The 12,788-nt window shown below is 69.2% G+C and carries 2 protein-coding genes; both read left to right on the top strand.

Going from position 1 to position 12,788, the window contains the following annotated elements:
- Positions 1 to 30: 30 nt before the first annotated feature.
- Complete coding sequence (locus tag G6N20_RS07630) at positions 31 to 6,396, top strand: type I polyketide synthase (RefSeq protein WP_163662877.1); 6,366 nt, start codon at positions 31 to 33, stop codon at positions 6,394 to 6,396.
- A 21-nt stretch (positions 6,397 to 6,417) separates the two neighbouring features.
- Positions 6,418 to 12,783, top strand: coding sequence for a type I polyketide synthase (locus tag G6N20_RS07625; RefSeq protein ID WP_163662875.1), 6,366 nt, complete (start codon positions 6,418 to 6,420; stop codon positions 12,781 to 12,783).
- The last annotated feature ends 5 nt before the right edge of the window (positions 12,784 to 12,788 follow it).

Raw genomic sequence — 12,788 nt, 5'->3', positions numbered from 1 at the left:
ATGGGACCCCGGCCGCGAAAGGCGGGCGCTATGGACAGCACTCACGAAGAGCTCGTCGAGGCCCTGCGCGCCGCGCTGAAGGACAACCAGCGGCTGAAACGGGAAAACCGCGACTATTTGGCCCTGATCGGTGAGCCGGTCGCGGTGGTGGGGATGGCCTGCCGGTATCCGGGTGGTGTGGATTCGCCGGAGGCGTTGTGGCAGCTGGTGGCGCAAGGCCGGGATGTGGTGTCGGAGTTCCCGGCCGACCGCGGCTGGGATCTGGCGGGGTTGTTCGACCCGGATCCGGATGCGGTGGGCAAGTCCTACACCCGATGCGGTGGGTTCCTGGCCGATGTCGCCGACTTTGATGCCGAGTTTTTCGCGATCGCGCCCAGCGAGGCGCTGGCGATGGATCCGCAGCAGCGGCTGTTGCTGGAGGTGTCGTGGGAAGCGTTGGAGCGCACCGGGATTGACCCGTTGCGGCTGCGGGGTTCGGCGACGGGTGTGTTCGCCGGGGTGTTCCACGGCTCCTATGGCGGCCAGGGCCGCGTGCCCGGCGAGCTAGAGAGGTATGGGCTGCGCGGCTCGACGTTGAGCGTCGCCTCGGGGCGGGTGTCGTATGCGCTGGGTTTGGAAGGCCCCGCGGTGTCGGTGGACACCGCGTGTTCGTCGTCACTGGTCGCGGTGCATTTGGCGGTGCAGTCGCTGCGGTTGGGGGAGTGTGATCTGGCACTGGCCGGTGGGGTGACCGTGATGGCCACCCCGGCGATGTTCATCGAGTTCAGCCGGCAACGCGCGCTGTCGGCCGATGGCCGATGCAAGGCCTACGCGGGCGCCGCCGACGGGACGGCGTTCTCCGAGGGCGCCGGCGCGCTGGTGTTGGAGCGGTTGACCGATGCGCACCGGTTGGGCCATCCGGTGCTGGCGGTGGTGCGCGGGTCGGCGGTGAATCAGGATGGCGCCTCCAACGGGCTGGCCACGCCGAACGGGCCGGCGCAGCAGCGGGTGATTCGGGCGGCGTTGGCCAATGCGCGGCTCGGCGCCGCCGATGTGGACGTGGTCGAGGGCCACGGGACGGGCACCACACTGGGGGATCCCATTGAGGCACAGGCGATCCTGGCGACCTACGGGCAGCATAGGCCGGCGGATCGGCCGCTGTGGTTGGGATCGATCAAATCCAACATGGGTCATACGTCGGCCGCCGCGGGGGTGGCCGGGGTGATCAAGATGGTGCAGGCGATGCGCCACGGCGTGCTGCCGAAGACGTTGCACGTGGATGTGCCCACGCCGCATGTGGATTGGTCGACGGGGGCAGTATCGTTGTTGACCGAATCCCGGCCGTGGCAGGTGCACGGCCGGCCCCGGCGGGCCGGGGTGTCGTCGTTCGGAATTAGCGGCACCAATGCGCACGTGATCCTAGAGCAGGCTCCGTCCGCCGAGGAACCCGTTGCCGCAGTACATGATAGCCATTCGGCGGCCGTGCCGTGGCTGGTGTCGGCGCGGTCGGCGCGGGCGTTGGTCAACCAGGCGCAACGGTTGCTGGCGTGGGTGGGTGCCGACGAGAATGTGCGCGCGCTCGATGTCGGGTGGTCGCTGGTCAACACACGGTCGACGTTCCAGCATCGGGCCGTGGTGGTGGGTGCCGATCGCACCCAGTTGATGGACAGGCTGGCGGGTCTGGCGTCCGGTGAGCCGGGTACCGGTGTGGTGGTGGGCCGGGCCAGGTCGGTGGGCAAGACGGTGTTTGTGTTTCCGGGGCAGGGATCGCAATGGCCAGGCATGGGCGCCCAGTTACTTGACGAGTCACCGGTGTTCGCCGAGCAGATGCACCGCTGCGACAAGGCGCTCGGTGAGCAGGTGGAGTGGTCGCTGCTCGACGTCGTGCGGGCGGCGCCGGGCGCGCCGGGGCTGGATCGGGTGGACGTGCTGCAACCGGCGCTGTGGGCGGTCATGGTGTCACTGGCCGAGGTGTGGCGGTCGGTGGGCGTGGTTGCCGACGCGGTGATCGGGCATTCCCAGGGCGAGATCGCCGCCGCCTGTGTGGCCGGTGCGCTCTCGCTTGAGGACGCCGCACGGGTGGTGGCGCTGCGCAGCCGACTGTTGATGCGGTTGTCGGGTGCGGGGGGCATGGTTTCGTTGGCATGTGGTCTCCCGCGGGCCCGGGAGCTGGTGGCTTCCTGGGGTGCCCGACTGAATATCGCTGCGGTCAACGGTGTTTCGGCGGTCGCGGTCGCCGGTGACGTCGACGCCCTGGAGGAGTTGCTCAGTCGGTGCGCGGCCGACAACATTCGCGCCCGCAGGATCGACGTCGACTACGCGTCGCACTCGGCCCAGGTGGGCGCGATCCGCGACGATCTCGCCGCGGCGCTGCACGGCATCGAGTCGCGGTCGTCGCCGGTCGCGTTCTTCTCCACGGTCACCGGCGAACTGATGGACACCGCCGGTTTGACCGCCGACTACTGGTACCGCAGCATCCGGCAGACGGTGCAGTTTGAGCGGGCCGTCCGTGGCGCCGCCGAGGACGGATACCGGGTGTTCATCGAAGCCAGCCCACATCCGGTGTTGATCACCGCTGTCGAGGAGACCTTGGCCGACGCCGATCCCGGTGCTTCCGCTGAGTCGATCGTCATCCCGACCCTGGGCCGCGACGACGGTGGGCTCGACCGGTTCTGGTTGTCGGTCGCGCAAGCCCATGTGCACGGTGTCGCCGTGGGTTGGGATCGGGTTTTTGCCCGGTTGGGCGGTCGGCGGGTGGAGCTGCCGACGTATGGGTTTGCGCGGCGACGGTTCTGGTTGGCGGAGTCGGGCGCTCGGGACGTGGGCGGTGCGGGCCTGGTCGGGCTCGGGCATCCACTGCTGGGCGCGGCGGTACAGCGGCCCGACGTGGGTGGGGTGGTGTTGACGGGTCGGTTGTCCCTCGGTGTGCAGGGGTGGCTGGCCGATCACGCGGTCGCCGGGGTGGTGTTGTTCCCCGGGGCGGGGTTTGTGGAGTTGGTGCTGCGGGCCGGGGACGAGGCGGGTTGCCCGGTGGTGCAGGAGCTGACGTTGTTGACCCCGTTGGCGCTGCCGGCGGCCGGCGGGGTGCGGGTGCAGGTGATCGTGGGCTCCGCGGGGGCAACCGGCTCCCGCGAAGTGTGGGTGTATTCGACTGGTGGACAATCGGGTTCGGATTCGGCGTGGGTGTTGCACGCGCAGGGCGTGCTGACGGCCGGGCCGGTGCGGCCGCGGACCGATCTGTCGATCTGGCCGCCGGTGGGGGCGCGGCCGCTGGCCGTCGGCGATGGATATGACGCATTGGCCCGGCGCGGATACGGGTATGGGCCCGCGTTTCGGGGGTTGCGGGCGCTCTGGCGTCGGGGGCGCGAGGTTTTCGCCGAGGTTGCGGCTCCGGAGGGTGTGCGGGTGGACGGGTTTGGGATTCATCCGGCGGTGTTGGATGCGGTCCTGCACGCGTGGGGGGTTGCCGAGGGCCCGGACCAGACGGTGCTGCCGTTTTCGTGGCAGGGGGTGGGTCTGCACGCGGCGGGCGCCTCGCGGGTGCGGGCCAAGATAGCGCCGGCGGGTGCTGGTGCGGTGTCGGTGGAGCTGGCCGATTCGGCGGGGTTGCCGGTGTTTTCGGCGCGCCAGTTGCTGCTTCGACCGGTGTCGGCGGCTGCCTTGTCGGCGACGATGACGGGGACCTCGGCCGCCGGTGGTGCGGGCTTGCACGAAGTGGTGTGGTCGCCGGTGCCGTTGGCGGGCAACGGCATTGGAGACTCGGCCGTATGGGAGCCGGGTGCTGGCGCCGACACCGTGGCCTCGGTGCATCGTGCTGTGCACGAGGCGGTGGCGGTGGTGCGGTCATGGCTGACCGCGGATCGGACCGGCGTCCTGGTGGTGCTGACGCACGGCGCGGTGGGCCTGACGGGTGAGGATGTCACCGATCTGGCGGGCGCCGCGGTGTGGGGGTTGGTGCGCTCGGCTCAGGCCGAGCATCCCGGACGGCTGGTGTTGGTGGATTCCGACGGATCGGTGGACGTTGGGGACGTGGTGGGTTGCGGCGAGCCGCAGTTGGTGGTTCGTGGGGGTGTGGTGCATGCGGCCCGGTTGGCGCCGCTGGCGGCCGGCTCGGTGTTGACGCTGGGGCCCGGGGCGTGGCGGCTGACCACCGGCGGTGGCAGGACGCTAGAGGATGTGGTGGTCGCGCCGACCGGCCGGGTGGGGCTGGCGGCGGGGCAGGTGCGGGTGGCGGTGGCCGCGGTGGGGGTGAATTTCCGGGATGTGTTGGTGGCGTTGGGGATGTATCCCGGCGGCGGGGAGTTGGGTGTCGACGGGGCCGGGGTGATCGTCGAAATCGGTTCGGGGGTAACTAATTTGGCCGTTGGTGATCGGGTGATGGGGCTGTTGGGGGTGGTGGGGTCCGAGGCGGTGGTGGATGCGCGATTGGTGACGGCGGTGCCGCCGGGATGGTCGTTGGTGGCGGCCGCCGGGGTGCCGGCGGTGTTTCTCACCGCCCTCTACGGGTTGTCGGTGTTGGCCGGGGTGTCGGCCGGACAGAAGGTGTTGGTGCATGCCGGCGCCGGTGGGGTAGGCATGGCCGCGGTGGCGTTGGCCCGGCACTGGGGTGCGGAGGTCTTTGTCACCGCGAGTCGGGCAAAGTGGGATACCTTGCGGGCGATGGGTTTTGACGACGACCACCTCGCCGATTCGCGGACGCTGGAGTTCGCGGAGAAGTTCCTGGCGGTCACCGGCGGCCGCGGGGTGGATGTGGTGCTCAACTCCCTGGCGGGTGAGTTTGTGGACGCGTCGCTGCGGTTGGTGACCCGCGGTGGGCACTTCATCGAGATGGGCAAGACGGACGTTCGCGACGCACAGACGCTGGCCCAGCGGCATCCTGGGGTGCGGTATCGGGCGTTCGATCTTCTCGAGGCCGGCCCCGATGGTATCGCGGCGATGTTCGGCCAGTTACTGCCATTGTTCGACGCCGGTGTGTTGGCACCGTTGCCGGTCAAGGCTTTTGACGTGCGGCGCGCCCCGGCGGCATATCGGTTTGTCAGTCACGCCCGCCACGTCGGCAAAGTGGTGTTGACCATCCCCGACGGTCCCGACGGATATTCGGAGTTGTCGGGGGGCACGGTGCTGATCACGGGTGGCACCGGGATGGCCGGCTCGGCGGTGGCTGCCCATCTGGTCCGGCGCCATGGGGTGGCCAACGTTGTGCTGGTCAGCCGCGGCGGCGGGCGGGCCGAGGGCGCGGCGGAGCTGGTCGCTCGATTGCGCGACGATGGGGCCCGGGTGCGCGTGGTGGCCTGCGACGTGGCCGATCGTGCAGAGGTGGCCGCACTGTTGGCCGGCCTGGATCCACGCTATCCCCTCAAGGGGGTGTTTCATGCCGCCGGTGTTCTCGACGACGCGGTGATCACCAGCTTGACCCCGGAGCGGGTGGATGCGGTGTTGCGGGCCAAGGTCGACGGCGCCTGGAATCTGCACGAGCTCACCCGAGGCATGGATTTGGCTGCGTTTGTGCTGTTTTCGTCGATGGCGGGAATCGTGGGCACCCCGGGTCAGGGCAACTACGCGGCGGCCAATGCCTTCTTGGACGGCCTGGCGACCCATCGGCGCGCGCGCGGGCTGGCCGGGGTGTCGGTGGCCTGGGGGTTGTGGGAACGGGCCTCGGCGATGACTCGTCACCTCAGGGAGCGGGATCTGGCCCGGGTGCGTCAGGTCGGGCTGGCCGCGCTGACCACCGAACGGGCGTTGGCGCTGCTGGATACCGCGCTGCTCGCCGACCGCGCGACGGTGGTGGCCGCCGAGTTCAACACCGCGGCGCTGGCCGCCGGCGGGGCGACGGTGGCGCCGCTGTGGCGTGAGTTCATCACCCGCCCGGCACGCCGGGTCCTCGACGCGACCGATGCCGCGGCCTCGGTGTCGGATTTGGTCACCCGCCTGCACGCCTTGGCACCCGAGCAGCGTCACCGCGAACTGGTGGAGTTGGTGTCGCACAGCGCCGCAACGGTGTTGGGACGGTCCAGCACCGGGGATATCGACAGCCACAAATCCTTCCAAGACCTCGGGTTTGACTCGTTGACCGCGGTGGAGCTGCGCAACCGCCTTAACACCGCGACCGGACTCACCCTGTCGCCGACCCTGATCTTCGACTACCCCACCCCCAACATCCTGGCCCAGCACCTCGACGGCCAACTCAAAGCCACCGCCGTCACCGCCAACGAACCACACCTGGTGGCCCGCATCGATGACCTCATCGGCGAGCTGCAAACACTGCTCGCTCAACCCGAGCTGAGCCCCGATGACAAGGCCCGCCTAGCCGACCGCGTGCGATCCCTGCTGGCCAACCCGAAACCCGAAGACCACGACATCACCACCGCCACCGAAAGCCAACTCTTCGCCATCATCGACGAAGAGCTGGGCTCCTAGACCACCCCGCAAGGAGCAAGGATGCCGGGCACCACCAAGCATGTTGATTACTTGCGACGCCTGACGACGGATCTGCGACGCACCCGAAGACGCCTGGCCGATCTGGAAGCCACGTTGACCCAACCGGTGGCGGTGGTCGGAATGGGTTGCCGGTATCCGGGCGGGGTGGATTCGCCGGAGGCGTTGTGGGAGATGGTGGCGCAGGGCCGTGATGCGGTATCGGATTTTCCGGCGGATCGCGGTTGGGATGTGGACGGGTTGTATGACCCGGACCCGGACGCCCCCGGGAAGATGTACACCCGCCGGGGCGAGTTCCTACAGGATGCCGGCGATTTCGACGCCGGATTTTTCGGAATCGGACCCAGCGAAGCGCTGGCGATGGATCCCCAGCAGCGGATGATGCTGGAGGTTTCCTGGGAAGCTTTGGAACGCGCGGGAATTGACCCGGCCACGTTGCGGGGGTCGGCGACCGGCGTGTTCGCCGGGGTCATCCATGCCGGCTACGGGGGCCAGGTGGCGGGAGAGCTGGAGGGCTACGGGTTAACGGGTTCGACGTCAAGCGTGGCCTCGGGGCGGGTGTCGTATGTGCTGGGTTTGGAAGGCCCGGCGGTGTCGGTGGATACCGCATGCTCGTCGTCGTTGGTGGCGTTGCATCTGGCGGTGCAGTCACTGCGCTCGGGGGAGTGCGATTTGGCGTTGGTCGGTGGGGTGACGGTGATGGCCACCCCGGCCGCGTTCGTGGAGTTCAGTCGGCAGCGGGCGCTTGCCGCTGACGGTCGATGCAAGGTGTACGCCGGCGCCGCCGATGGAACCGCGTGGTCGGAGGGGGCCGGGGTGCTGGTGGTGGAGCGACTGGCCGATGCGCACCGGTTGGGGCATCCGGTGCTGGCCTTGGTGCGTGGGTCGGCGGTGAATCAAGATGGCGCCTCTAACGGGTTGACCGCACCCAACGGGCCGGCACAACAGCGGGTGATCCGTGCGGCGCTGGCCAGCGCGCGCTTGGCCGCGGCCGACGTGGACGCGGTGGAAGGGCACGGGACCGGGACCGTGCTGGGGGACCCTATCGAGGTTCAGGCGCTGCTAGCGACATATGGACAACAGCGGCCGGCGGATCGACCGTTGTGGTTGGGGTCGATCAAATCCAATATCGGTCATACGTCCGCGGCCGCCGGCGTGGCCGGCGTGATCAAGATGGTGCAGGCGATGCGCCATGGCGTGCTGCCCAAGACCTTGCACGTGGATGTGCCCACGCCGCACGTGGATTGGTCGGCGGGGGCGGTGGCGCTGTTGACCGAGTCCCGGCCATGGCCGGCGCGGGACCGGCCGCGGCGGGCGGGGGTGTCGTCGTTCGGGATCAGCGGTACCAACGCCCATGTCATTCTCGAGCAGGCTCCCCTCGCGGCGGAAGGTGTTGCCGCCGAGCGCGATAACGACATGGCCGTCATACCGTGGGTGGTGTCGGCGCGGTCCGGTGCGGCGCTGGCCGCCCAGGCACGGCGGTTGCTGGACTATGCCGAGGCCGACCAGGGCGTGGAACCGGCGGATGTCGGATGGTCGTTGGTCACCACCCGCTCGCTGTTCGAGCATCGTGCGGTGGTGCTCGGCGGCGATCGGGCGACCCTGCTGGCAGGGCTGTCCGGATTGGCCGCCGGCGAACCGGGTGCCGGTGTGGTGGTGGGCCGGGCGCGCCCGGTGGCCAAGACGGTCTTCGTGTTTCCCGGGCAGGGCTCGCAATGGGTCGGTATGGGCGCGCAGCTGTATCAGCGGGTGCCGGTGTTCGCCCAGGCATTTGACACGGTGGCTCATGCGTTGGACCAGCACCTGCGGCTGCCGTTGCGAAAAGTGCTCTGGGACAGCCTCGGTGACGGCGACGTGGCGCTGTTGACCAGCACCGAGTTCGCCCAGCCGGCGTTGTTCGCGGTCGAGGTGGCGTTGGCAACGCTGTTGCGGCGCTGGGGTATTGAGCCGGATTTCCTGATCGGCCATTCGGTGGGCGAGATCGCCGCGGCCCATGTGGCGGGGGTGTTGTCGCTGCCCGATGCGGCGACCTTGGTGGCCGCCCGGGCACGATTGATGGCGGCCCTGCCGGACGGTGGCGCGATGGTGGCGGTTGCTGCCAGTGCCGCAGAAGTGTTGCCGTTGTTGGTCGATGGCGTGGACCTGGCGGCGGTCAACGCGCCCGGGTCGGTGGTGATTTCCGGCAGTGCGGCGGCGGTGAGCGCCATTGCGGATCGGTTCGAGTGCCAGGGTCGGCGAGTGCAGCGGCTGGCCGTGTCGCATGCGTTTCACTCGTCGTTGATGGAACCGATGCTTGACGAGTTCGCCCGGATCGCCACCGGGGTGTCGGTGTGTGCCCCGCAGATTCCGTTGGTCTCCAACGTGACCGGGCAACTGGCCGCGGCGGGTTACGGATCGGGGCGGTACTGGGTCGAGCATGTGCGGCGGGCGGTGCGGTTCGCTGACGGGGTGCAATCCTTGGAAGCGCTGGGGGCCAACGGGTTCCTCGAGGTGGGCCCCGCTGGTGGTTTGACGGCGCTGGTGGAACAGTCGCTGTCAGCCGGCGAACCGGTGCTGGCGACGGCGTTGCACAGGGATCGCCCGGAAGTGCCGTCGGTGCTGGATGCGCTGGCGCGGTTGTTCACCGCGGGTATCACGGTGGATTGGCCGGCGGTGTTCGGGGGACAGGGTCGACGGGTCGAATTGCCGACGTATGCGTTTCAGCGGCGGCGGTTTTGGCTGCCGGGCGGGTCGGCGGGCCAAGGCGATGTCAGCCGGGTGGGTCTGGTGGGGGCCCATCATGGTTTGTTGGGCGCGGTCGTGGAGCAACCGGATTCGGGTGGGGTGGTGTTGACCGGCCGGTTGTCGGTGGGCGATCAGCGGTGGTTGGCCGATCACGTGGTTGGGGGGGTGGTGTTGCTGGCGGGAGCGGGGTTTGTGGAGTTGGCGCTGCGGGCCGCCGACGAAGTGGGTTGCCGGCTGGTGGAGGAACTGACGGTGCTGGCACCGTTGGTATTGCCGACGACGGGTGGGGTGCGGCTGCGGGTGGTGGTGGGCACCGTCGACGAGTTGCAAAAGCGGGCATTGTCGATCTATTCGCGCACCGCGGAAGCGGATTGCGGGTGGGTGCTGAACGCGCAGGGCCTGTTGGGACCGACCGCGGCAACGCCGGCGGCGGATTTGTCGGCGTGGCCGCCGGTGGGTGCCACGGCGGTGCCGGTCGGCGATGCCTATGAAAGGCTGGCCACGCGGGGCTACGAGTATGGCCGCGCATTCCAGGGTTTGACGGCGATGTGGCGGCGAGGATCGGAGATTTACGCCGAGGTGGGGCTGCCCGAGGACGCCGGAGTGACGTTGACCGGGTTCGGAATTCACCCGGTGGTGTTGGACTCGGCGTTGCACGCCATGGGACTCGTCGGCGAGCAGCAGTCCCAGCCGGGTGAGACGCCGTTGCCGTTCGCCTGGCAGGGGGTCTCGCTGCATGCGGCGGGTGCGTCGCGGGTTCGGGTGCGGATAGCGCCGGCTGGTGATGGGGCGGTGTCGGTGGAGTTGGCGGATGGGGCGGGATCGCCGGTGCTGTCGGTGCGTGCACTGGTAACCCGGGTGGTGTCAGCGCAGCAGCTGGCGGCCGCCGTCGCCGGTGCCGGCACCGCGCGTCGTGGGCTGTTGGAGCTGGTGTGGTCGCCGGTGGCACTGGCCGGTTCCGAGGCCGACAGCGAGGCCGGTGCCGCCGCGGACGCGGTGCTCTGGGAGTCGGAGTCGGGAGCGTGCGATGTGGGGCAGGTGCATACGGCCACCCATCGGGTGTTGGGGGTGTTGCAGTCCTGGTTGGCCGAGGAGCGGGCCGGCAAGTTGGTGGTGGTGACCCGCGGAGCCGTCGGGCTGCCCGGAGAGGATGTCACGGACCTGGCCGGAGCCGCGGTGTGGGGGCTGGTGCGGTCGGCCCAAGCCGAGCATCCGGATCGCGTCGTGCTGGTCGATACCGACGGATCGCTGGATGTTGTGAAGGTACTCGGTTGTGGCGAGCCGCAATTGGTGATCCGGGCCGGCACAGCGCATGCCGCGCGGCTGGCGCCGCTACACCCGCAACCGATCTTGTCGTTGCCCGATGCCCGATCGGGATGGCGGTTGGTCACCGGCGGCGCGGGGACGCTGCAGGATCTGGCGTTGACGTCGTGTCCCGAGGTCGAGTTGGCGCCGGGACAGGTGCGGATAGCCCTGCAGGCGGTGGGGGTTAACTTTCGCGACGTGCTGGTGGCGCTGGGGATGTATCCCGGCGCGGCGCAGCTGGGGGCCGAAGGGGCGGGGGTGGTCGCCGACGTCGGCCCGGGAGTGACCCATTTGGCCGTTGGCGACCGGGTGATGGGGCTCGTGGGGGTGGCAGGCTCGCAGGCGGTGGTGGACGCGCGGTTGGTGACCAAGGTTCCGGCGGCATGGTCACCGATCGAGGCCGCCGGTATGCCGGTGGTGTTTCTGACGGCGTACTATGCGCTGCACGACTTGGCGAAGGTGCGGCAGGGGGAGTCGGTGCTGGTGCATGCCGCCACGGGTGGGGTGGGCATGGCGGCGGTGCAGCTGGCTCGGTTGTGGGGGCTGGAGGTTTTCGCCACCGCCAGTCGCGGCAAGTGGGACACCTTGCGGGCAATGGGCTTTGACGATTCGCACATCGCCGACTCACGCACGCCGGCGTTCGAGGACAAGTTCTGGTTGGCCTCGCAGGGCCGCGGTGTCGACGTGGTGCTCAACTCGTTGGCCGGCGAGTTCATCGATGCGTCGTTGCGATTGCTGCCGCGCGGCGGGCGCTTTGTCGAGATGGGCAAGACCGACATCCGGGATCCGCGAACCATCGCGCAAGCCCATCCGGGTGTGGTGTATCGCGCCTTCGACCTCATGGAGGCCGGCCCGCGGCGCATCGAGCAGATGTTGACCGACTTGGTCACATTGTTCAACGCTGCAGCGCTGCAGCGGCTTCCGGTCAAATCCTGGGACGTGCGATGCGCCCCGGAGGCCTACCGCCATCTGAGCCATGCCCGCCACGTCGGCAAGGTGGTGCTGACCATGCCGGACGCCTGGGCGGCGGGCACCGTGCTGATCACCGGCGGCACCGGGATGGCCGGTTCGACGCTGGCACGTCATCTGGTGCGCCGCTACGGAGTGCGACACCTGGTGCTGGCCAGTCGGTCCGGCCAGCGCGCCGAGGGTATGGCCGGCTTGGTCGCGGAGTTGACCGAGACCGGAGCCCGGGTCCAGGTGGTGGCCTGTGACGTGGCCGATCGTGCGGCGGCAGCGGCATTGGTGGCGGAGTTGCCGGGGCTCACCGCGGTGTTCCACGCCGCGGGGGTGCTCGACGATGCGGTGATCGCCGGGTTGACGGCCGAACGGCTGGATGCGGTCCTTCGGGCCAAGGTCGACGGGGCCTGGAACCTGCATGAGCTCACCCGCGACATGAATGTGGCTGCGTTTGTGATGTTTTCGTCGTTGGCCGGGATCGCGGGCGCCCCCGGTCAGGGTAACTATGCGGCGGCCAACGCGTTCCTGGACGGTTTGGCGGCCCATCGGCGTGAGCGTGGGTTGCCGGGTTTGTCGGTGGCCTGGGGCCTATGGGAGCAGGGGTCGGCGATGACCGCGCACTTGGCGGAACGGGATCGGGCCCGGATGAATCGGGCCGGGCTGGCACCGATGCCCGGCGCGCAGGCGGTGGGTTTCCTCGACGCCGCGCTGTTGGTGGATCGGTCCGTGGTGGTCGCTGCCCGGCTGGATCACGCCGCGCTCGCCGGTGCCGCGGCACCCCCGCTGTTTCGCCAATTGGTCACGCACCGGCGGATTCTCGCCGGTGCCGATACCGTGAACTCGACATCCGGATTGGTGTCCCGGCTCCGCGGGCTGAGCCCCGAGCGGCGCCACCACGAGTTGGTGGAGTTGGTGTGCAGCAATGCCGCGACCGTGTTGGGTCGCGCCAGCGGCGACGTCGACGCCCGCCAGGCCTTCCAAGACCTGGGGTTTGATTCGTTGACCGCCGTGGAATTGCGCAACCGGCTCAAAACGGCGACCGGGCTCACCTTATCGCCCACCCTGATCTTCGACCACCGCACCCCGGCCGACCTGGCCGAACACCTCAACGCCCAACTCGGGACCGCCGCCGATGCCGTCGGCAACGAACCAAACCTGTTGGCCCGCTTCAACGAGATCGCTGGTGAATTACAAACACTGCTCGACCAACCCGGCTGGAAGCCCGACGACAAGAAACACCTCACCACCCGCCTGCACGCCATGCTGACCAGCCTCACCGCACCCGCCGTCGCCGCACCCGAGGAACCCTTCGACGACGACATCACGACCGCCACCGAAAGCCAACTCTTCGCCATCCTCGACGAAGAAGTCGGCCCCTGAAGGGG

Source organism: Mycobacterium shinjukuense, from assembly GCF_010730055.1.
Classification (GTDB): Bacteria; Actinomycetota; Actinomycetes; order Mycobacteriales; family Mycobacteriaceae; genus Mycobacterium; species Mycobacterium shinjukuense.
The sequence above is the reverse complement of the archived record's forward strand: the minus strand, read 5'-3'. Positions and strand labels throughout refer to the sequence as shown.